A 22,157-nucleotide genomic window follows, 5' to 3' on the forward strand; every position below is an offset into this window, starting at 1 on the left:
TAGAATAATAAAATGCGATAGTAATAGTTGCTAATACATAGGAGGAGTTAAAGTGAAAAAAACTTTAATTACAGGGTTATTGGTTACAGCAGTATCTACGAGTTGTTTTATTCCTGTAAGCGCTTACACTAAGGAAGGGCAAACAGAAGTGAAAACAGTATATGCACAAAATGTAATTGCTCCAAATACATTATCCAATTCAATTAGAATGTTAGGATCACAGTCACCACTTATACAAGCATATGGACTAGTTATTTTACAACAGCCAGATATTAAGGTGAATGCGATGAGTAGTTTGACGAATCATCAAAAGTTTGCAAAGGCAAATGTAAGAGAGTGGATTGATGAATATAATCCGAAGCTAATTGACTTAAATCAAGAGATGATGAGATATAGTACTAGATTTAATAGTTATTATAGTAAGCTCTATGAACTAGCAGGAAACATAAATGAAGATGAACAGTCAAAAGCAGATTTTACAAGTGCATATGGAAAATTACAATTGCAAGTACAAAGCATCCAAGAGAGTATGGAGCAAGATTTATTAGAGTTAAATCGATTTAAAACGGTATTAGACAAAGATAGTAGCAACTTATCAATTAAAGCTGATGAAGCAATAAAAACACTGCAAGGATCAAGTGGAGATATTGTGAAATTAAGAGAAGATATTAAAAGAATTCAAGGGGAAATTCAAGCTGAATTAACGACTATTTTGAATAGACCCCAAGAAATTATTAAAGGTTCTATTAATATTGGTAAACAAGTGTTTACAATTACAAATCAAACTGCGCAGACGAAAACAATCGATTTCGTTTCTATCGGTACTTTAAGTAATGAAATTGTAAATGCTGCAGATAGTCAAACGAGAGAAGCAGCTCTTCGCATTCAGCAAAAGCAAAAAGAGCTACTACCACTTATTCAAAAATTATCACAAACTGAAGCCGAGGCGACACAAATTACATTCGTTGAAGATCAAGTAAGTAGCTTTACAGAATTAATTGATCGTCAAATTACAACTTTAGAAGCGTTATTAACGGATTGGAAAGTTTTAAACAACAATATGATCCAAATTCAAAAGAATGTTGAAGAAGGCACGTATACAGACAGTAGTTTACTTCAAAAACATTTCAATCAAATTAAAAAAGTTAGTGATGAAATGAATAAACAAACGAATCAATTTGAAGATTACGTTACAAACGTTGAAGTACATTAAAAATAAGTAACGATATAGGGAGAGAAGAAAAATGACAAAAAAACCTTATAAAGTAATGGCTCTATCAGCACTTATGGCAGTATTTGCAGCAGGAAATATTATGCCGGCCCATACGTATGCAGCTGAAAGTACAGTGAAACAAGCTCCAGTTCACGCGGTAGCAAAAGCTTATAATGACTATGAAGAATATTCATTAGGACCAGAAGGCTTAAAAGATGCAATGGAAAGAACAGGTTCAAACGCATTAGTAATGGATCTGTACGCTTTAACAATTATTAAACAAGGGAATGTTAACTTTGGTAATGTATCGTCTGTTGATGCGGCTTTAAAAGGGAAAGTGATTCAGCACCAGGATACAGCGAGAGGAAATGCGAAGCAATGGTTAGATGTATTAAAGCCACAGCTTATTTCAACGAATCAAAATATCATTAACTACAATACAAAATTCCAAAACTATTATGATACTTTAGTTACTGCGGTAGATGCAAAGGATAAAGCAACTCTTACGAAAGGTTTAACTAGATTATCAAGTAGTATTAATGAAAATAAAGCGCAAGTAGATCAGTTAGTAGAAGACTTGAAGAAATTCAGAAATAAAATGACATCGGATACGCAAAACTTCAAGGGAGATGCGAATCAAATTACATCTATATTAGCTAGTCAAGATGCTGGAATTCCGCTTCTGCAAAATCAAATTACAACGTACAATGAAGCGATTAGTAAATATAATGCAATTATTATCGGTTCATCAGTTGCGACAGCTCTAGGGCCAATTGCAATTATCGGTGGTGCAGTAGTTATTGCTACAGGTGCAGGAACGCCGCTAGGAGTCGCATTAATTGCAGGTGGTGCAGCAGCTGTAGGCGGTGGTACAGCTGGTATCGTATTAGCGAAGAAAGAACTTGATAATGCACAAGCTGAAATTCAAAAAATAACAGGACAAGTTACAACTGCTCAATTAGAAGTAGCTGGGTTAACGAACATTAAAACACAGACTGAGTATTTAACAAATACAATTGATACTGCAATTACAGCGTTGCAAAATATATCAAATCAATGGTATACAATGGGATCAAAATACAATTCTTTACTTCAAAATGTAGAATCAATTAGTCCAAACGACCTTGTTTTCATTAAAGAAGATTTAAACATTGCGAAAGATAGCTGGAAAAACATTAAAGACTATGCAGAAAAGATCTATGCTGAAGATATTAAAGTAGTAGATACGAAAAAAGCATAATAACAATTAAACGGTTATAGCATTACGTATAGATAAGAGATTTTTAAATAATAGAGAGCTCCTGTTCAGTAGTGAGCAGGAGCTTTTTATATCCTTATAAAGAAAATAGGTGAAAAGTATGCAGAAAAGATTTTATAAAAAATGTCTTTTAACGTTAATGATTGCTGGAGTAGCAACGAGTAATGCATTTCCGTTACATCCTTTTGCAGCAGAACAACATGTAAAGGTGTTACAAGAAAATGCCAAAAATTATTCTCTCGGACCAGCAGGATTCCAAGATGTAATGGCACAAACGACATCGAGCATATTCGCAATGGATTCATATGCAAAATTAATTCAAAATCAACAAGAGACTGATTTGAGCAAAATAAGTTCCATTAATAGTGAGTTTAAAGGGAATATGATTCAGCACCAAAGAGATGCAAAAATTAACGCGGCGTATTGGTTAGATCATATGAAGCCGCAAATTATGAAAACAGATCAAAATATTATTAATTACAATAATACTTTTCAAGCGTATTATAATAGTATGCTAATTGCGATTGATCAAAAAGATAGCGTAAAGTTAAAAGCGGATTTAGAAAAATTGTATGCGGATATTGTAAAGAATCAAAATGAGGTAGATGTATTATTAGGGAATTTGAAAGCCTTTCGCGATAGAATGGCGAAAGACACAAATAGCTTTAAAGAGGATACAAATCAATTAACATCGATTTTGGCAAGTACGAATGCCGGTATTCCAGCTCTAGAGCAACAAATTAATACATATAACGATTCAATCAAAAAGAGTAATGATATGGTCATTACTGGTGGTGTACTATGCGTAGCATTAATAACATGTCTTGCTGGCGGACCGATGATTGCGATTGCGAAAAAAGATATCGCAAATGCAGAAAGAGAAATAGCTAATTTAAAAGATAGAATTTCGGGAGCACAAGCAGAAGTCGTAATTTTGACTGATGTAAAAAATAAAACAACAAACATGACAGAAACAATTGATGCAGCGATTACAGCACTGCAAAATATATCAAATCAATGGTATACAGTAGGTGCAAAATATAATAATTTACTACAAAACGTAAAAGGAATCAGTCCTGAAGAATTTACGTTTATAAAAGAAGATTTGAATACAGCGAAAGATAGCTGGAAAGATGTAAAAGATTATACAGAAAAATTACATGAAGGCGTGGTGAAATAAACAGTGGACTAGTTCTGCTGTTTATTTTTTTTATCCTGTTTTTGTGAGAGTTGAGCTTATAATTTGATATATAAGTTTGCCCTGTGTTTTATCAATGTGGCTTTGGGGGAATGTTTAGCCAAATTGATATTAATAACCTAGATATACTTCTGATCAAGCTTTTTATATGTAATGTTTTAATGAAAAAAGCTATACTGTAAGCAAAACTAAAAATTGGAAAGGAAATATTAGAACATGGAAAACTATTTATTATTTATCCTTACAGCAATGCTAATTATAATAATGCCTGGCCCTGGTTTTGCACTAGTTACAAAAAATACTATATCGTATGGTAAAAATGGTGGAATAAAGACGGTCTTAGGAACGATGTCTGGAATGATGATTCATACAATAATGGCGACGCTAGGACTCTCTGCCATCCTAATGAAATTTTCTATGTTATTTATATTTATAAAATATGCTGGGGCTTTTTATTTAATTTACTTAGCTGTAAAGTCAATTAAAAGTGCTTTTTCTAAAAAAGAAGATTTGTCAGTTTCAGTGGAAATGAATGCTAAGGATAGTGGAACGCTTAAAAGCTTTAGACAAGGATTTACTACGGCAATTTTAAACCCAAAAACGGCTGTGTTTTTCCTTAGTTTTCTACCCCAATTTATTGTGAGTAATCAAAATCATTTCCTTCAATTTCTTTTGTTAGGAGTCACATTTACGGCTTTGACAGCAATATGGTATTTACTTTATATCTCACTCATACGTCAATTAAGAACTTTTTTAAGAAAAGAACGAGTGAACCGTACAATAGAGGGTATTACGGGCGCAGTACTATTAGTATTTGGAGTTAGATTGTTTTTCCAAAAATAAATATGTAAATGAAACGAGAAATAATGGCGGTTATTTCTCGTTTCATTTATTCTAAAGCTACTATTTCACAATTTTATAATGGTTTTAAGGTAGGGAAGTTGATCTTTTTCTCGGATAATTGGCATTATTAACCTCTTATATCAAAGTTAAAATTATTTATATAACAAAGAAGGAACCTATCATACTTCATGATAGGTTCCTTCTTTAAATGCAAAAACTACAAGTGTGTCAGGTTATGTTTCAAATCGTTACCGTTTCCAGAAAGCTCTTATAAAGTTGAATTTCTTGTTATTCTTTACCTGATGCTGATGAGATACCATCATCCAATTATTTTGATTCAATTTAGGATGAATATCTACTGTCGTTTGATAGGCAGTGCATAATAATCAAAAGATAAATCCAGCAAGGCACTTGCTTCTTGACGCAGTAACAGATCTTTCGGACGGAACATAAAGGACCCATCAGCATTGATGGAAGTATCAGGGTCTAGAATTCCTTGGGAGGCAAGTGCTTGAATAGATTGGACTGCCCAATCATCTGCGGCATCAAGTAATTTAACTTTAATAGTTTTATCAGTTTGAATCATTTTCAAATCTTGAATTTGCTTTACGTTTTGAATCATGGTTGCTGCGACCTGTCGGGTAATCGGAGTAGCATGGTTATACTCTGGAATTCCATTCATCATTTTTCCCCTTGCCTCCTTGGATTCGTCTGGAAAACCGTTCCATCCGTGAGCAAGTAACAGCATATCCGCAAATTCTCCTTGTGTCATGGTGTCCATCGGATTAAATAGATTATCTGTCTTAGCACCCATAATATTTAGAGCATGAAGATTATCAATGTGACTTCTATATTTACTCTTTGGTGGCACGTCATCAAAAGGTAGTTTGTTGTTAATTTTCTGAGCATCTGCTACAAAATCAAAGCTTTTAGGAGAGGTGTAGTGAAAATATGTGATTTCTCCTGCTGAATTCTTTTTGAAAGCAACTTTGTTGCCTTCCGAATCTTCAAATAACAACGGATGAATCATTTTCAGAATTTGTTTTCCAGTTGTTCCACCCTCCATGACCAAATTCCCATTTTCATAAGTAAAATGAGTGCGAATTGCAGAGAAACGCGTATTTTGGAATAAGCCCAAGTATTTATGAGCTTCTTTTTCTTCTAACGGAAGATAACTTGTTTTTACTTCATTCTTCTTAGCAGGGAAGTAGTGATCCATGAGAGCTTCATATATGTCTATACTCATCATTGAATCATTATTGTAAGACATGAAGAATGCTGTTTTTTGTTCAGGCACTAAAATCAGCAGTGATTGATGTCCAGGCATACTTCCACCTTTCATTACAACGTGTTGACCGTTAGCAAATTTATTAAAAGGTGTTTCAAATCCAATTGTCGCAACAGGGATTGTCTTATCATCAAAAACTTGATAGGCATGCATCATATCTATGCTTTTTTTACTTACAATTTCTTTGTCTTTAAACGTTCCTTTCTGTAGTTGCATAATCATGTATTTTGACATGTCTTCCGCAGTAGATAAAATGCTTCCTTGTGGCGTATCCCTTAAACCGCTCCCACTTGTTGGAATCGGATCACCAGTGGGACCATAATGTGTAGCCATTCTTTCGAGAAGGTCAGGCGTAAAGCTCATACTCGTGGATTTCATATCTAATGGTTTGAAAATATTTTTTTCCATATATTTCGAGAAAGGGGTGTTAGTAGCATTCTCTACTGCAAACCCTGCGAGCGCAAATGAGACGTTGTCATACGTATAAGCTTCCCCTGGTGGCCGTATCACCGTTGGCATATGTTTAGAGAAAAATTCTTTCATTGGTATACTATTATGAACGTATTCGGGTCCAGTTATATTTGTGAGGTCCGGAAAATCTACCCCGCTAGTATAAGTGAGCATATCAAACAGGGTGAGAGGTTTCCCTGTTTGATTAGGGATTTTTATTCCACCAAGATATTTTTGTACGTCTTGATCAAGTTTAAGCTTTCCTTTATCGACTTGCTGCATCACAGCCAAAGCAGTAAAAGTTTTTGAGACTGAAGCGATTTGAAAGACCGTGTCTTTAGTGACGGGGATTTTCTTTTCTTTATTGGCATATCCATATCCTTTATTGACAACGACTTTTCCATCATGAACGACGACAAAACTAGAACCGTTCACATTATACTTCTTCATTTTTTCTTCAAATAACGGGTCAGCAAAAGATTCTATTTCTTTTTTATTATTAGGTCCTTCCATCATTTGAATATTAGTCGAGGATGCTAATGGTTTTGATTTTTCAGCTTCTAATAATTGTTGGGAACACGCAGAAATCATTGTTGAAGAAGAAAGAAGAACTGCAACAATCCCCAGTTTGTTAATTGCTTGTTTCATTTTTGTACGCTCCTTTAATTGATTTGTTTTTTTGTTAGCGAAACGAGTTAGCACCCGTTAGCGTATGAACAGAGTGTAGCAAGAGGCAAGTCATAGTAGGTAGTGAGTTTTTGTAATATTTATAAAGAAGAACAAAAATTGAGTCGATAAAGCTGTATTAATAGTTATGTCATAAAAATCATGACATTTTGACACTACTGTGTATGACAGAAAAACACTTAGTATCAAAGAGCAGTTATTAATAAATGAGGAGGGGAGATTTTCATTGCGTATGATAAAAAGGTAGAGAGGCATGAAAGGGAAACAGGTATGACATATTTATGAAAAATAAACCAGTAACGAGATTGTTTTAAGGAAAAGAAGTAATTTTTAGGATTAACATACATGTGGAAAAAGAGGGATTTACCGTTTGTTAGGATTCAATAGCGTTCGTGAAAATAATACTGAGTAAAATACTTGCAAATCAACTCTTGTCCATTTGTCTTCGGTAAAGATGAAAGCTGTGTGACTAGTATAAAACAGCAAATAATTACTAATAAAATATGAATAGAGGAGAGGAATATTTTTATGAAAAAGCATTGTCAGATTACATCTACAGGTTTAGGTCTTTTAATGACTGGAAGTTCTCTATTATATACAACGCCAACCTCAATTGTAAAAGCAGAGCCCACTCAAAATGTATCTAGTTCGTTACAAATAAGTACCCAACAAAATCGTACTTCTGTTAAGCAAGCAATGCGGGATACACTACAACTTGGATACCCTGGAATACTCGCTAAAATTTCAAAGGATAGAAAAACGTGGAGTTATGCTGCTGGGGTAGCGGATCTGAGAACGAAGAAACCAATGAAAGCAGATTATCGCTTTCGTATTGGCAGTGTGACGAAGACATTCATTGCAACAGTTCTACTTCAATTAGCTGGAGAAAATCGCTTGAATCTAGATGACTCCATCGAAAAATGGTTGCCTGGTGTCATTCAAGGAAACGGATATGATGGTAACCAGATTACGATTCGGCAGATATTGAATCATACAAGTGGGATTGCCGAATACTTAAAGTCAAAAGACTATGATATTTTGGATACAAAAAAAATATATACGGCTGAAGAATTAGTAAAGATGGGAATTTCTCTTCCCCCAGACTTTGCTCCAGGCAAGGGCTGGTCTTATTCAAACACGGGATACGTAATACTGGGTATCCTTATTGAAAAAGTAACTGGAAATAGCTATGCAGAAGAGGTTGAAAATCGGATTGTTGAACCGCTCGATTTGTCGAATACATTCCTACCTGGTAATTCAACTGTTATCCCAGGTACCAATCATGCTCGTGGATATTTCCAACTAGATGAAGCAAGTGGACCAAAAGACGTTACGTATTCTTACCCAGGTAACTCGGATGGAGATATAATTTCTACTGCTGATGACTTAAACAAATTTTTCTCTTACTTGCTTAGTGGAAAATTACTGAAGGAACAGCAACTAAAACAAATGCTTACTACAGTTCCTACAGGAATTGCTGAAATCGGCAGATATGGTCTTGGAATCTATGAAACTAAACTTCCAAACGGTGTATCGATATGGGGACACACAGGTGGCTCTCCAGGTTTTTCTACTCTTGCTGGAGGCACACTTGGAGGAAAGCATACATTGGCAATCAACTTAAATAACCGCATAGCTAATAGTCCTGATCCTTTTAAAAATATTTTACTTGCTGAATTTCGCAAGTAGGCAAAAAGGAAAAACGGATAAACTTTGTCATAGTTTATTTTTGAACAGCTGACTCATTATATCATTTTCAACAAAAACTGACGTTCTAGTATTTCGATAAAATGATGAAAATAAGGACAAATATAAACTAAGTACAATAAGTGTTTAAGAATTATTCACTGTAAAGAAACAAGAAGTTAATCAAGGTTTTTTATCCTCCACAACTAGGTAACCATGATTATTTTATTGAAGTAGGGAGGTGAAATTCAAAAGCATAATAATTTTATATGCAGCAAGCACCTAAGATATGTTACTGGAATAACAAGGGTAGGTATAGATTTATTTGGAAATACAAAAAAATTTTATCTCTTAAAATCTATTACTACGTATTATTTAGTAGATGAAATGTGGAACCAAGGAATTTATACGTATGATGCATGAAATCAAGGAATTGATTATGACACGTCGTTTCTTTCAGGAATCCTTATTATAAGGATTCCTATTTTATATCAAAAAATTTGCAAAGAAAAAAGATAAAATCGGGAGTACAATCTTATCTTTAGCATAAAGAATTAGCGTATGAACAGAGTATAGCAAGTGGCGAATCATATTCGATAGTGAACTTTTTGTCATATTTATAAAGGATAACAAAAGTTGAGTGGAATAAGGCTGTATTGATAGTTATGTCATACAAACCATGACATTTTAACACTACCGTATTTGACAGAAAAATACTTAGAATAAAAGAGTGGCTTTTAACGCATTAGCAATGAAAGAGGAGGAGAGATATTAATGACGAAAGCATTAGCTCAAAAAACTTTGCAAGATTTTTATTTCTTGTTATTTACCTTTGTATCCGGTTTTTTTTACTTTTGTTTCTATCTGATCAGCGTTACATTTGCATTAGTAATGACGATTATCTTTTTGGGTATTCCCTTATTAGCATGGGTGCTGCAAACAACTCACACGTTTGTTCAGTATGAACGTATTCAGACAAAGGTTTATACAGATATATCGATAGAGTTATTCGAACCAAGAAAAAAAGAGGAGGGAGATAAATGGATTAAAGCGAGAGATACAATCCTCAATAATAGCAACTGGAGGGCTATTTTTTGGCTCATGCAGAAATTTTTGGTCGGAATAATGAGTCTTATATGTGCTGTTTTACTGTATGTAATGCCACTAGTATGTATCGTTACACCCTTACTTTTTCGATATTTTAATATATACTTATTGGGCATAGCTGTGGATTCATGGGAGACAGCAATTTTTGTCATGATTGTTGGTTTCATTCTCATCGTGATACATAATTTTATTGGAAACTGCTTAGTTCAAATTATTGGAATGTACACGCGTTCCATGTTTAAAGCTATAAAGGAGTGATAATTTGTTTAAGACTTTGAAACTATGGTTTTGGTATGATTGGACCTTACTTTGTATACGTTTTATTATTTGGCTATCATTGATATCAACGACTATCCAACAACAAGATCATTTGACAGTACCATTTTGGATCATTATTCTTTGGGAAATAGTTTCATTCTCAGTACCTTGGATTTGTTTAATGTTTAGTTATCGCTATTATTTGTTTACTGAAATAATATTATTTGGCGGAGTGTGTTTCTATTTAACTTTATTATTTCCGTCAGCGTATCTTACTTTTTTAATGCCAACTTTTATGATTGCGGCAAATAGTGCTCATAAATCTTACCGTTGGTCGGGTCCTACCACAATTATTTTATTCCCATTGCTTATTGCGATATTTTCCAAAGTAACAGATTTATGGGCAATCATCCTACAACTCAGTTTAGCTTTTGCTATGGGCTCTTTCTTTCGTTTACTGGCTATTAATTACCGTCAAAGTGAAACTATTCGAAACCAGAAACATGTATTGGAACAATACGTATCCCAAGTTGAGCGGATTACATTACTTGAGGAACGTGACAGGCTCTCAAAAGACTTACACGATACGATGGGGCATTCCTATACTTCAATTATTATGGGGATGGAAACATTACGTATGGAATTAAAGTCTAAAGAAGGAGAGCAACAGCTCGATTCATTATTACAATTGGCCCGTAACAGTATGGAAGAAGTAAGGCTGTATTTACATCAATTGGATTTATCGCAAGAATCGCTTCCCTTAGCTGTCACATTACAACAATTGACAGACGAATTTAAGAAACATGTAAAAGTAAATGTACGTACTCAAATAATAGGGGAAGAGTATATGGTCTCTAAACAATCAAAAATGACACTATATCGGAGCTTGCAGGAATCACTAACAAATGCTGTTCGCCATGGGCATTCCACAGAAATCATTGTGTCACTTCATTTTGAACCACAACAGATAAGATTGGATGTACAGGATAATGGCTGTGGGGCAGAAGAATGGAAGGATGGTTTTGGATTAACTGCAATGAAAGAGCGTGTAAGTCAGTTGCAAGGAAGAGTCATTGTTTATTCCAAAAAAGGGGAAGGGACATTAATTTCATGTGTTTTACCAAAACAAGTACAACTTTCTAATGAACAAATCCGCCTGTGTATTGTCGACGATCATTCTTTTATCCGAGAAAGTCTTCATACAATTTTGGATGGACAGGAGGATTTACAAGTAGTGGGAATGGCTGAAGATGGAGAACGGGCTTTGGAATTGTGTGAGAGATTAAAACCAGATGTAGTATTAATGGATTTAGAGATGCCAAATCTAGATGGGATTCATGCGACTAAAGTGATTAAGGAAAAATGGCCGGACATTCGTGTACTCATTCTGTCAACCTTTCAGAATACAGAAAGGGCAAAAGAAATCATACGAAATGGTGCGGATGGATACTTATTGAAATCCATAGATTCGCGTGAACTAGCTGAATCAATTCGTCTAGTCTATCGAGGAGGCACGATGATTACTCATGACTTGTTCCATAGAATGTGGGAAGAAAATGAAGAAACAGGATTATTTGAATCACGATCAGATGGAAAAGAGTATGGATTAACGAAACGAGAATTAGAGATTTTGGAACTATTATCACAAGGAAGCCGTTATAAAACAATAGCTTCGACACTTTACTTGTCAAACGGAACGGTAAGAAATTACGCCTCCAATCTTTATGAGAAGCTAGGAGTTAAAAATCGAGAAGATGCAGTACAAAAGGCAAAAGATATAGGATTACTTTCTTGACTCTCTCACTTGAACTAGTTAGCTGAAGTCAATGGGGAACTTACAGATAATACAGGGCATTACTACCCAATCCTACATTTGAAACTAAAATGAAAAATAAAGATTTGGAACGCCACTGCTTTTTTGTGAATAAAGTTGTTTAAAAAGGTTATTCGGATTTTCTTATCGAAAAAGTAAAACACTATAGACGATGACTATAAAATTTGTAGACTATAACTGAAATTGAAACAAGGTTTAAGGTAGATGAATATTTTATTCAAAACTATTTTCACAGAGGTCTGGTAAATAGTTTTTATATTCGCTAGTACATCGGTCCTAAATCTGAAAGCAAGATAGGTGTTTTGGTCAATAACATCTGTAATATAGATGTTATTGACCCAATTTAGAAAATATCTATTAAGTTGCCATGAGTAATTAATTTTAGAATTGAAAGAGGAATTTCTGTAAATTCGAGGATAATAATACTCACTAAATTAAAGCTCTCTATAAAGAGAAGAATTTAGAAACTAAAGAAATTAGTATAATAGTGCTTGATTGTAGTCAAATATAAAATAAGTCGTTTTGAATTGAAGTAAGATGTGTAATTGGAAAAGATAACAGGTTAATATATTTCTAATCATTTAAAGGGAAGGGCATGTGATTGAGGTGAATAATACATATAATGAAAAGACGCATACATCGATTAAACAATTATTAAAAAAGTTTTCATCAAAAGCTCCTGGCTGTGCATATATTGCTAGTTTAGATAGCGGAGTAACTTATAAGGGTGCAGTTGGCTTAGCTTCTATAGAGAAAAATCTACCCATAACTACCAAAACCGTTTTTAATGTAGCCTCAGTTTCTAAACAATTCACAGCATTTTCTATATTACTCTTAGAACAAGAGGGGAGATTAAGTTTAGATGATTCAATTGTAAAGTTTGTCCCTTCTATAGGAGCATATGCTGAACCTGTAACATTGAGACAACTAATTCATCACACTGGTGGACTAGTTGATTATATGGAATTGGCTGAAGCAGAGAATATTAAATATACTGACAAATTAACTGTAGAAGAATCGCTAAAACACCTTAATGGTCATCAAATCGCAAGGTTCCCAGTTGGCACAAAATTTGAGTATAGCAATACAGGGTATTTTTTATTATCACAAGTGATAGAGAAGGTAAGTGGCAAGTCTCTATGTCAGTTTACAAAGGATTGTATTTTTGGTCCTTTAAATATGAGGGCCACAACAATTGTGGATTACTATCCAACTACTGTAGCAATTGCTAGTGGATATTCGAAGAATGAGCAGGGAACATATAAAATCTATGAAAGCCCTTGGGAACATACAGGAGATGGGGCAGTTCATACAACAGTTGAAGACCTGGTAAAATGGGGAGAAAATTTAACGACAGGTACCGTTGGTGGAAAAGACCTCGTTAAAAGAATGAGCGAAATAGGTCCGAAAATTTCTCCAACTGGAGAGACAATTATTGACAATGAAGATTATGCTTTTGGGCTGAGGCTTGCAAAAGGTTTTAACTGTCGATACTTAGAACATTCAGGAAGTTGGGCAGGTTATCGTTCACACTTCATGCGTTTTCCAGAAGAATATTTGTCTGTTGCGGTACTAAGTAACTATGATGAATTTGACTCTAAAAAATATGCTAATAAAATAGCAGAAATTGTTTTAGAAAAGTAAAAAAATAGATCTTAGAATACAGTATTTGGATTTGGTTTATATTGTTTAAAAGAATTTACCTTACACTTTCTCAAAATCCAATCAAAAAACGGAAATGACCTTAGAATCAGATTGGTATTTTTAATATTAGGAATACTCAATACGATTGTTGCGGTAATATTACAAAATGAGTATCCCTGCATTCTCATTTTTATTTAATAAGAACGTAGGGACATAATAAATACAAAGTTTGCGTTGTGGGGGGTAATAGCTTTTCTTAGATTCCTTCGGTGTTGCTTACCTGCCTGATAACTTGTTTATCTTTTTTGAAAAATAATACCTACCTAAGTTTATTTGGCGTTCTCATTTTTAAGGAGAAAAAGTGTTTTAAGGTTTTTTTAGTTTATTTAAACAAAAGTTCACTTTGTTTCGGTTCTTAAGTTGATGGGAATGGGTCACCATCAAAATGCAAATTTCGCACGCTAAGGAATTTCTATGTTAATAAACTTGGTTTTACCGTACATTAAGGAAGCTCCATAAACGATATTTAATGTTTGTTATTGAATGGCTTTGTTATCGTTACTACAGAAAAAGCAAAAAAGAATGAATTGCATATAAATCGATTTATATGTTTCAAGTGTATTTATATTGAGTTTGTAAATCTACACAATAAGATTTCATTGTATATAATAAGTGTAATAGAAGTTCAGTTAGATAAAATTCGGTAGTCGAAATTTCTTACATAAAGCTGTATAATGCTTGTAACGAAAAGGAAATGCAGGAAAGGATATGTAATGAGTTACTATGGATAAAGATAAACAACAATTAAGCGTTGAAGTTGCGAGGTTATATTATCAATCAGATTATAGTCAGCAAGAAATTGCTAATAAATTAAATATTTCAAGACCGACGATTTCGAGATTATTAAAGTACGCGAAAGAAAAAGGGTTTGTTCAAATTAGTATAGCCGATCCATTTGCGGATTTAGATAACGTTGGGAATTTATTGAAAGAAAAGTACAGCTTGTTAGAGGCACATGTCGTATTTTCTCCAGTGCCAGAATATGCAACGATTACAGAGTATATAAGTAAATATGCAGCTGAGTATATGGAAAAGACGGTTAAAAACGGTGATATCGTTGGTGTAAGCTGGGGAATGACGATGTATGAAATCGCTAGAAAAATCGTACCGCAACATGTAAAAGGGGTAGAAGTTGTCCAGTTAAAAGGCGGTATTAGTCATTCGAGTGTAAATACATATGCGAATGAGACGATAGCTTTATTTGCAGATGCTTTTCAAACGACGCCAAGAAATTTACCTCTTCCAGTTATATTTGATAATGCAGTGACAAAAGAATTAGTAGAGCAGGATCGACATATTCATCACATTATCGAAATGGGGAAACAAGCGAATATTGCAATTTTTACTGTAGGAACAGTGCGAGACGAAGCACTATTATTCAGATTAGGTTATTTCGATCAGGATGAAACAAGTTTACTCAAAAAACAATCGGTCGGTGACATTTGTTCACGTTTCTTTGATGGAGATGGAAATATTAGTAGCGAAGAGATTAATCAGCGTACAATTGGAATTGAGTTAGAGGAACTGAAATTAAAGAAACGCTCTATTTTAGTTGCAGGTGGTAATAGAAAAATAAAAGCAATTGATGGTGCGTTACGTGGCGGGTATGCAAATGTTTTAATTATTGATCAGCATACAGCAAAAGAACTGTTACATTATCAAAAAGGTTAGAAATAAAAGGCTTTCTCAAGATGTTAATCTTGAGAAAGCCTTTTATTTTGTTATGTATGAATTATAGAGGTCTTTTTTGAACACAAATTTCCTTTTTAAAAATAATTATGGATATTGAGATACATACTACCATTGTTAACATAAAAATTTTGATTTTATATATGAAGTGTTTCTTATTTAGAATGCACTTTATTTACTATAAGAAAATTCCTTTTTAAAAAGAATGAACAAAATTTCAAAAGTGTATTTACATTTGTTCAACTAAGAGTTAGAATGAAGTTGTTAAAAGATATGAGGAGTGATAATAATGAATATTGCAAAGTTAATTGACCATACAATTTTAAAAGCTAATACTACAAAAGAAGATGTTATGAAAGTAATCGAGGAAGCAAAGGAATATAAATTCGCTTCTGTTTGTATTAATCCTACATGGGTGAAGCTAGCTGCTGAAGAATTAGCTGGACATGATGTAGACGTTTGTACTGTAATCGGTTTCCCATTAGGAGCAAGCACGACTGAAACAAAAGCATTTGAAACAAAAGATGCTATCGCAAAAGGTGCAACTGAAGTTGATATGGTAATCAACGTTGGTGCTTTAAAAGATGGCGACAACGAATTCGTTGAAAAAGACATTTATGAAGTAGTACAAGCAGCAAAAGGAAAAGCTCTTGTAAAAGTAATCATTGAAACTTGCCTATTAACAGATGAAGAGAAAGTACGCGCTTGTGAATTATCAGTAAAAGCTGGTGCTGATTTCGTAAAAACTTCAACTGGATTCTCAACTGGCGGAGCAACTGCTGAAGATATCGCATTAATGCGTAAAACAGTTGGACCAAACGTTGGTGTAAAAGCATCTGGTGGCGTTCGTACACGTGAAGATGCAGACAAAATGGTAGCTGCTGGAGCTTCTCGCGTTGGAGCTAGTGCTAGTGTTGCAATCGTATTAAATGATGCAAAAGGTGCTACAGATAACTACTAATCATTAATGAAGTCGTGAGCAATAGATACACAAAGTAAAGTGTATCTATTGCTTTAACAATTGAAACAAATGTAAGCGGATACGAATGGGAGGAAACGGCTTATGAAATACTTAATCGGTGTTTTTGGCCTCGTATTGATTTTAGGTATCGCTTGGCTTGCTAGTAATGATAGAAAGAAAGTCAAATATCGCCCAATCATAACGATGGTTATATTACAATTCATTTTGGGGTTTCTATTATTAAATACAAGTATCGGGAATATATTAATTAGCGGAATAGCAGATGGTTTTGGAGAGCTATTAAAATATGCCGCTGACGGTGTGAATTTCGTATTTGGTGGATTAGTAAATCAAAAAGAGTTTTCATTCTTTTTAAGTGTATTAATGCCAATCGTATTTATATCAGCTTTAATAGGTATTTTGCAACACATTAAAGTGCTACCTATTATTGTGAAATCTATCGGTCTAGCATTAAGTAAAGTAAATGGAATGGGGAAACTAGAATCATATAACGCTGTAGCTTCTGCGATTTTAGGACAATCTGAAGTATTTATTTCAGTTAAGAAGCAACTAGGATTATTGCCAGAGAAAAGAATGTATACATTATGTGCATCTGCAATGTCTACTGTTTCGATGTCTATCGTTGGATCATATATGGTGTTATTAAAACCGCAATATGTTGTAACCGCTTTAGTGCTTAACTTATTCGGTGGCTTCATCATTGCTTCTATTATTAACCCTTATGAAGTTACTGAAGAAGAAGATATGTTAGAAGTACAAGAAGAAGAAAAGAAGACCTTCTTTGAAGTATTAGGGGAATACATTATAGATGGATTTAAAGTTGCGATTACAGTAGCAGCTATGTTAGTCGGTTTTGTTGCTCTTATCGCATTCGTTAATGCAGTATTTAAAGGTGTAATCGGTATTTCATTCCAAGAAATCCTTGGTTATGTATTTGCGCCATTTGCATTTATTATGGGTGTACCTTGGCATGAAGCTGTTAATGCCGGAAATATTATGGCAACAAAATTAGTATCAAATGAATTTGTCGCTATGACAGATCTAGCACAAGGAAACTTTAATTTCTCAGATAGAACGACAGCGATTATATCTGTATTCTTAGTTTCATTTGCAAACTTCTCTTCAATTGGAATTATTGCAGGAGCAGTTAAGAGCTTAAATGAAAAGCAAGGGAATGTAGTCGCAAGATTTGGTTTGAAATTACTTTTCGGTGCAACATTAGTAAGTTTCTTATCAGCAACAATCGTGGGCTTATTATTTTAATAGATTCATATAATATAAAAAGGAATGGTGATTGTAATGAGAATGGTAGATATTATTGCGAAAAAACGTGACGGTAAAGAATTAACGACTGAAGAAATCAAATTCTTTATTAATGGATATACAGACGGAAGTATTCCTGATTATCAAGTGAGTGCACTTGCAATGGCAATCTTCTTTAAAGATATGACAGATCGTGAGCGTGCAGATTTAACGATGGCAATGGTGGAGTCTGGAGAAACGATCGACTTATCAGCAATTGAAGGAATTAAAGTAGACAAACATTCAACTGGCGGTGTTGGTGATACAACAACATTAGTATTAGGACCATTAGTAGCTGCTTTAGATGTACCAGTAGCAAAAATGTCTGGTCGTGGTTTAGGACATACAGGCGGAACAATCGATAAATTAGAAGCTGTAGAAGGATTCCACGTTGAAATTACGAAAGAGCAGTTCATTGATATTGTAAACCGTGACAAAGTAGCTGTTATTGGACAAACTGGTAACTTAACGCCTGCAGATAAAAAAATCTATGCATTACGCGATGTAACAGGAACAGTAAACTCTATTCCTCTAATTGCAAGTTCAATTATGAGTAAAAAAATTGCAGCTGGTGCCGATGCAATCGTACTTGATGTGAAAACAGGTGCTGGCGCATTCATGAAAACAGAAGAAGATGCAAAAGAATTAGCACATGCAATGGTACGTATCGGAAATAATGTAGGACGTCAAACTATGGCTGTTATTTCAGACATGTCACAACCACTTGGTTTTGCAATTGGTAACGCTCTAGAAGTGAAAGAAGCGATTGATACGTTAAAAGGCGAAGGGCCAGAAGATTTAACAGAATTAGTACTCGTATTAGGAAGTCAGATGGTTGTACTTGCGAAAAAGGCAAATACATTAGAAGAAGCGCGTGAAATGTTAATTGAAGTGATGAAGAACGGAAAAGCAACTGAGAAGTTTAAAGAGTTCTTAAGCAATCAAGGCGGAGATAGCTCGATTGTAGACAATCCAGAAAAAATGCCACAAGCGAAATATGTAATTGATGTACCTGCTAAAACTTCAGGTGTTATTTCTAACATTGTTGCAGATGAAATCGGTATCGCAGCTATGCTACTTGGTGCTGGCCGTGCAACAAAAGAAGATGAAATTGATTTAGCTGTAGGGTTAATGTTACGTAAAAAAGTGGGCGATGCAGTAAAAGAAGGCGAGCCGTTCGTAACGATTTACGCAAATCGTGAAAATGTAGAAGATGTAAAAGCTAAAATTTATGAGAACATTTCTATCGCTGAAACAGCAGTAGCTCCTACATTAGTTCATACAGTTATTACTGACTAATCATCATTACACTTACTTTGAGGGGGAAATAATATGGATAAGAAAAAATATATTGAAGAAGCAAATAAGATGTTAGCAAAAGCATATATTCCGTATTCAAAATTTCCTGTTGGTGCAGCGTTAGTTACGAAAGAAGGTAAAATCTATACTGGTTGTAATATAGAAAATGCTTCTTACGGTTTATGTAACTGTGCAGAAAGAACAGCGATCTTTAAAGCAGTATCAGAAGGTGAGCGCGATTTTAGTTACTTAGTTATTACAGGCGAAACGGACGGACCGATTTCACCGTGTGGTGCTTGTAGACAAGTAATTGCTGAATTCTGTGATCCGAAAATGCCTGTATTATTAACGAATGTAAAAGGCGATGAAAAAGAAGTAACTGTTGAGCAGTTACTGCCAGGTGCTTTCTCAATTGAAGATTTAAAATAAGTTAAAAAGCCATTTCGCAATTTATAATTGTGGAATGGCTTTTTTATTTTCAGAAATTGAGTGTAATATTTTGTTCATATTCCGTTCATATACTTTGCGTAAAATGATTGCAGCGAATATATAAAATTTACAGCAGGAGGAATAGAATAAAGAAATTATATAATGCAGCATTTACTTCATTATTTGTTTATGATTTTGCTCGAAAAATCTTTTAAATAGATAGGGGTGGGGAGTATGAGTTTAGCACTTTTATCAAGTATCGTAGCAGTCTGTATAGCTGTTGGAGTAATGTTTCTTCGCTTGAAGGCAGCAAAAAAGCCGGTAACGAAAAAGAAAATAATATTGCCGCCACTTTTTATGAGTACTGGCACCATAATGTATTTTTTACCGGAGTTTCGATTAACATCGTTAGAAATAGTAGAGGTAATTATCGCAGGGCTTATTTTCTCTATATTTCTTATTAAAACAACAAAGTTCGAAATAAGAGATGAACAAATATATATGAAACCGTCAAAAGCATTTATATTTATTTTAGTCGGATTATTAGCTGTACGAGTAGCATTGAAATTATATTTAAGTCAATCGATTGATTTAGCAGAGTTAAGCGGAATGTTTTACTTACTCGCATTTGCGATGATTATATCGTGGAGAATTGCGATGTATCGCTCATATATTAAATTGGAAAAGAACATAAAAAGAGCTGGAATTTCTATATAGGAAATCCAGCTTTTTTTATGTTTTATTGAAATTCTTTAGCGCGGAACTCATTTGCTTAATTTTAAACGTATTTGAGCATCTTGTAATGCCGCCGGGGTAACGTTAAGACCATGTTGATCAACAATTTTTGTGTTTAATAAAATGGAATCTAAGCTTCCACGAAATGTTTGTGTATAGTTTTGACGCAACATTTGTTGTTCTTGTTTTTCATCAACTGTTAATCCAGATGCTTTTTCTTTTTTTGATAATTCGTTAATACGGAATAAAATGTTTTTCATTTGTTTCACCTCTAGTTAAATTTAATTACATTAGCTACTTACTAATGTATAGTTATTGTAACCTATCTCTCATTAAGTGTCAACGCCTATAAAAATTTCTTTTTTGTAAGGGTATGGGTTGAGAAAAGATGTAAATAACTTACTAATACTTGAAATAGAAAAGATAACAATATACAATACCTTAGTAGGGTATTGTATATTGTTTTACATTATGAAAGTAATAAGCAAAAAGGAGTATGTAATAATGAATGCAGTAATTTCAAAAAAAGAAACAATCATCTCATATACGATTGCTATTTTATTTATTTTAGCTATGGTAACAGCGGGTGTGTTATTGAATGATCCGGAAGTCATTTTGCCGGAAATAGCAGCGATGGCAATTGCTTTATGGGCGTATCGTGAGCCAGGTTGGTTAAGGCAGCCAGAAAAAATCTTTATTGCACCGTCAATAACAGCTGTGATTGGTTTTATGGTTAATCAAATGGATATAGCCTATTTAGAGAAAGTAAGCATAACGCTTGTATTTATGATGCTGTTTTTACGTGTAATTCAATCTAATTTAGCACCATCTATTGCGACAGGTTTATTACCATTAGTAACAAATGCGACGGAATGGTCATTTGTTATCGCGGTATTCGCTTTAACATTTATATTAATGCTTGGTGTTCTTATATTTAAATTAAACAACGGTATTGAGCGAAAAGTGCATATTCAATATAAATATATGATTGTATTTCTCATACTAAATTTTGTGTCGATCAGTTTATGTTGGATAACTGGTTATGAACAATTGGCAGTGATTCCACCAATATTAGTTGTTGTGTATGAATCACTTCAAAAGCCGATGTATAATGAAAAAATGGCTTTTAAACAAATAGTAGTACTAACTATATCGGCAACTGTTGGAACGGTATTGTATTTTACAATTAATTCATGGATTATAGTTACGTTATTAAATATGATATTGATGCTTATATTATTAAAAATTATCGGTGTACGTATTCCAGCAGCGTATGCATTTCCATTATTGCCGCTCGTATTTCCTGATGAAACGATAAAGATGTTACCAGTAGCTTCATTTGTTGCGGGGGTATTTTTATTTGGTGCAGTACTACTGTATAAAAAATGGGAGATGAAGCAAAAGGGCATGCAGAAGAGTTAAATATAATTTGTAAAAAAGGTAAGTTCAAGTCACTGGAACTTACCTTTTTTATTTATACCCAATATAAAGATATATCATAAAGTCCAACTAAAATGAGTAGTACCCCTGCTATAAGCTGAATGTTTTTTCCTACTTTTCTGCTCTTTTTAAGTAGTGCCCCATTTAATCCAAGGTAGGAGATGATAAACATTAATATAACGATAGGGAGAGCAGTTCCTATCGAAAAGAATGTTGGAAACAAGTATCCATAATTAGATGAGAAAGATAACGGGATTAATGTTCCGAAAAATAGAACGAACATAGTTGGGCAGAAAGCTAAGGAAAAGAAGAATCCGAGTAAAAATGAACCAATTTCATTTTGTTTTCGTATAAATTTGAAAGAGAAGAAATTTATACCTTTTATAATACCTGCCAACATGAGCCCCATTAAAACTAATAAAGGTCCCATCATTTTTCTTAACCATGGGAAATACAAAGTCAATATTTGCTGAATCTCTTTTCCTAAAAACCATACTAATAGTCCGAGTGTCGTAAAAGCTATTATTTTTCCTAAAATGAATAACAGTATATGTTTCCATGCATATCCCTTTTGTAAAGATTGATTGCTATAAAGTGTAATAGCACTAATGTTTCCTGTTAATTGGCAAGGAGCAAGGGTACCTACTATACCTAATAAAAACGCAAATAAAAGAGGAATTGATTTCGTAGTATTCGCGATAGCCATTAAAGGAGACATGAGTTGATAACTCCATTCACTAATTGCTGAAAACACG

At 33.9% G+C, this 22,157-nt stretch carries 18 protein-coding genes; 15 read left to right on the forward strand and 3 right to left on the reverse strand.

The features are described from left to right. Positions 1–52 precede the first annotated feature (52 nt). The 4 genes from nheA (at position 53) to ACQVV1_RS17985 (ending at position 4,512) form a co-directional block, all read left to right on the forward strand. Positions 53–1,213, forward strand: a complete 1,161-nt coding sequence (gene nheA, locus ACQVV1_RS17970; protein ID WP_431169294.1) for a non-hemolytic enterotoxin NHE subunit A — start codon at positions 53–55, stop codon at positions 1,211–1,213. Positions 1,214–1,244: 31 nt separating this feature from the next. Then, positions 1,245–2,453 carry a non-hemolytic enterotoxin NHE subunit B gene (gene nheB / locus ACQVV1_RS17975; RefSeq protein WP_242251462.1) on the forward strand — a complete coding sequence of 403 codons (1,209 nt, stop codon included), beginning with the start codon at positions 1,245–1,247 and terminating at the stop codon, positions 2,451–2,453. A 118-nt stretch (positions 2,454–2,571) separates the two neighbouring features. Beyond that, positions 2,572–3,651: a non-hemolytic enterotoxin NHE subunit C gene (gene nheC, locus ACQVV1_RS17980; protein WP_431169295.1), complete on the forward strand. Its 1,080-nt coding sequence runs from the start codon at positions 2,572–2,574 to the stop codon at positions 3,649–3,651. Positions 3,652–3,885: 234 nt separating this feature from the next. Next, positions 3,886–4,512, forward strand: a complete 627-nt coding sequence (locus ACQVV1_RS17985) for a LysE family translocator (protein ID WP_063224263.1) — start codon at positions 3,886–3,888, stop codon at positions 4,510–4,512. Between the two features lie 355 nt (positions 4,513–4,867). Here the strand turns inward: ACQVV1_RS17985 and ACQVV1_RS17990 are convergent, their stop codons facing one another. Continuing rightward, positions 4,868–6,898 carry a serine hydrolase domain-containing protein gene (locus ACQVV1_RS17990; RefSeq protein WP_242251465.1) on the reverse strand — a complete coding sequence of 677 codons (2,031 nt, stop codon included), beginning with the start codon at positions 6,896–6,898 and terminating at the stop codon, positions 4,868–4,870. A 567-nt stretch (positions 6,899–7,465) separates the two neighbouring features. On the opposite strand from ACQVV1_RS17990, the gene ACQVV1_RS17995 reads away from it, so the two are divergent. The 10 genes from ACQVV1_RS17995 to ACQVV1_RS18040 all read left to right on the forward strand — a co-directional run bounded on the left by ACQVV1_RS17995 (position 7,466) and on the right by ACQVV1_RS18040 (position 19,944). Then, positions 7,466–8,626, forward strand: coding sequence for a serine hydrolase domain-containing protein (locus ACQVV1_RS17995; RefSeq protein ID WP_098296498.1), 1,161 nt, complete (start codon positions 7,466–7,468; stop codon positions 8,624–8,626). 771 nt (positions 8,627–9,397) lie between these two features. Next, positions 9,398–9,988 (forward strand): sensor domain-containing protein, encoded by a 591-nt coding sequence (locus tag ACQVV1_RS18000; protein ID WP_242251466.1) that lies wholly within the window; start codon positions 9,398–9,400, stop codon positions 9,986–9,988. Positions 9,989–9,992: 4 nt separating this feature from the next. Further along, the gene (locus ACQVV1_RS18005) at positions 9,993–11,783 is read left to right on the forward strand and encodes a helix-turn-helix transcriptional regulator (RefSeq protein ID WP_242251467.1); all 1,791 of its coding nucleotides are present in this window, start codon (positions 9,993–9,995) and stop codon (positions 11,781–11,783) included. Between the two features lie 645 nt (positions 11,784–12,428). Then, positions 12,429–13,466 (forward strand): serine hydrolase domain-containing protein, encoded by a 1,038-nt coding sequence (locus tag ACQVV1_RS18010; RefSeq protein ID WP_309260263.1) that lies wholly within the window; start codon positions 12,429–12,431, stop codon positions 13,464–13,466. Between the two features lie 783 nt (positions 13,467–14,249). Further along, positions 14,250–15,197, forward strand: a complete 948-nt coding sequence (deoR, locus tag ACQVV1_RS18015) for a DNA-binding transcriptional repressor DeoR (protein ID WP_063224258.1) — start codon at positions 14,250–14,252, stop codon at positions 15,195–15,197. Between the two features lie 307 nt (positions 15,198–15,504). Continuing rightward, on the forward strand, positions 15,505–16,176 hold the full coding sequence (deoC, locus tag ACQVV1_RS18020) for a deoxyribose-phosphate aldolase (protein WP_001017444.1): 672 nt from the start codon (positions 15,505–15,507) through the stop codon (positions 16,174–16,176). Positions 16,177–16,278: 102 nt separating this feature from the next. Further along, positions 16,279–17,460 carry a NupC/NupG family nucleoside CNT transporter gene (locus ACQVV1_RS18025; RefSeq protein WP_063224257.1) on the forward strand — a complete coding sequence of 394 codons (1,182 nt, stop codon included), beginning with the start codon at positions 16,279–16,281 and terminating at the stop codon, positions 17,458–17,460. Between the two features lie 36 nt (positions 17,461–17,496). Next, the gene (locus ACQVV1_RS18030; RefSeq protein ID WP_242251468.1) at positions 17,497–18,798 is read left to right on the forward strand and encodes a pyrimidine-nucleoside phosphorylase; all 1,302 of its coding nucleotides are present in this window, start codon (positions 17,497–17,499) and stop codon (positions 18,796–18,798) included. 33 nt (positions 18,799–18,831) lie between these two features. Then, positions 18,832–19,227, forward strand: coding sequence for a cytidine deaminase (locus ACQVV1_RS18035; protein ID WP_000358520.1), 396 nt, complete (start codon positions 18,832–18,834; stop codon positions 19,225–19,227). Between the two features lie 234 nt (positions 19,228–19,461). Further along, a complete protein-coding gene (locus ACQVV1_RS18040; protein ID WP_242251469.1) occupies positions 19,462–19,944 on the forward strand; it encodes a CcdC family protein in 483 nt (160 codons plus the stop codon). A gap of 47 nt (positions 19,945–19,991) precedes the next feature. Here the strand turns inward: ACQVV1_RS18040 and ACQVV1_RS18045 are convergent, their stop codons facing one another. Then, positions 19,992–20,222, reverse strand: a complete 231-nt coding sequence (locus ACQVV1_RS18045; protein ID WP_063224254.1) for a DUF896 domain-containing protein — start codon at positions 20,220–20,222, stop codon at positions 19,992–19,994. A gap of 244 nt (positions 20,223–20,466) precedes the next feature. Here ACQVV1_RS18045 and ACQVV1_RS18050 point away from each other — a divergent pair, with 244 nt between their 5' ends. Beyond that, positions 20,467–21,384 (forward strand): hypothetical protein, encoded by a 918-nt coding sequence (locus tag ACQVV1_RS18050; protein ID WP_431169298.1) that lies wholly within the window; start codon positions 20,467–20,469, stop codon positions 21,382–21,384. Between the two features lie 52 nt (positions 21,385–21,436). On the opposite strand, the gene ACQVV1_RS18055 is transcribed toward ACQVV1_RS18050, so the two are convergent. After that, complete coding sequence (locus tag ACQVV1_RS18055; protein WP_242251471.1) at positions 21,437–22,156, reverse strand: urease accessory protein UreH domain-containing protein; 720 nt, start codon at positions 22,154–22,156, stop codon at positions 21,437–21,439. Position 22,157: the final 1 nt, after the last annotated feature.

The organism is Bacillus basilensis, from assembly GCF_050630465.1.
GTDB lineage: Bacteria > Bacillota > Bacilli > Bacillales > Bacillaceae_G > Bacillus_A > Bacillus_A basilensis.

Excerpts from the sequence above, each read along its gene's own strand:
- ACQVV1_RS18040 (WP_242251469.1), top strand. The coding sequence starts at position 19,462 with ATGAGTTTAGCACTTTTATCAAGTATCGTAGCAGTCTGTATAGCTGTT.
- ACQVV1_RS17990 (WP_242251465.1), bottom strand. The coding sequence starts at position 6,898 with ATGAAACAAGCAATTAACAAACTGGGGATTGTTGCAGTTCTTCTTTCT.
- ACQVV1_RS18035 (WP_000358520.1), top strand. The coding sequence starts at position 18,832 with ATGGATAAGAAAAAATATATTGAAGAAGCAAATAAGATGTTAGCAAAA.
- deoR (WP_063224258.1), top strand. The coding sequence starts at position 14,250 with ATGGATAAAGATAAACAACAATTAAGCGTTGAAGTTGCGAGGTTATAT.
- ACQVV1_RS18050 (WP_431169298.1), top strand. The coding sequence starts at position 20,467 with ATGAATGCAGTAATTTCAAAAAAAGAAACAATCATCTCATATACGATT.
- ACQVV1_RS17995 (WP_098296498.1), top strand. The coding sequence starts at position 7,466 with ATGAAAAAGCATTGTCAGATTACATCTACAGGTTTAGGTCTTTTAATG.
- ACQVV1_RS17985 (WP_063224263.1), top strand. The coding sequence starts at position 3,886 with ATGGAAAACTATTTATTATTTATCCTTACAGCAATGCTAATTATAATA.
- ACQVV1_RS18025 (WP_063224257.1), top strand. The coding sequence starts at position 16,279 with ATGAAATACTTAATCGGTGTTTTTGGCCTCGTATTGATTTTAGGTATC.
- ACQVV1_RS18045 (WP_063224254.1), bottom strand. The coding sequence starts at position 20,222 with ATGAAAAACATTTTATTCCGTATTAACGAATTATCAAAAAAAGAAAAA.
- nheB (WP_242251462.1), top strand. The coding sequence starts at position 1,245 with ATGACAAAAAAACCTTATAAAGTAATGGCTCTATCAGCACTTATGGCA.
- nheC (WP_431169295.1), top strand. The coding sequence starts at position 2,572 with ATGCAGAAAAGATTTTATAAAAAATGTCTTTTAACGTTAATGATTGCT.
- ACQVV1_RS18000 (WP_242251466.1), top strand. The coding sequence starts at position 9,398 with ATGACGAAAGCATTAGCTCAAAAAACTTTGCAAGATTTTTATTTCTTG.
- ACQVV1_RS18030 (WP_242251468.1), top strand. The coding sequence starts at position 17,497 with ATGAGAATGGTAGATATTATTGCGAAAAAACGTGACGGTAAAGAATTA.
- deoC (WP_001017444.1), top strand. The coding sequence starts at position 15,505 with ATGAATATTGCAAAGTTAATTGACCATACAATTTTAAAAGCTAATACT.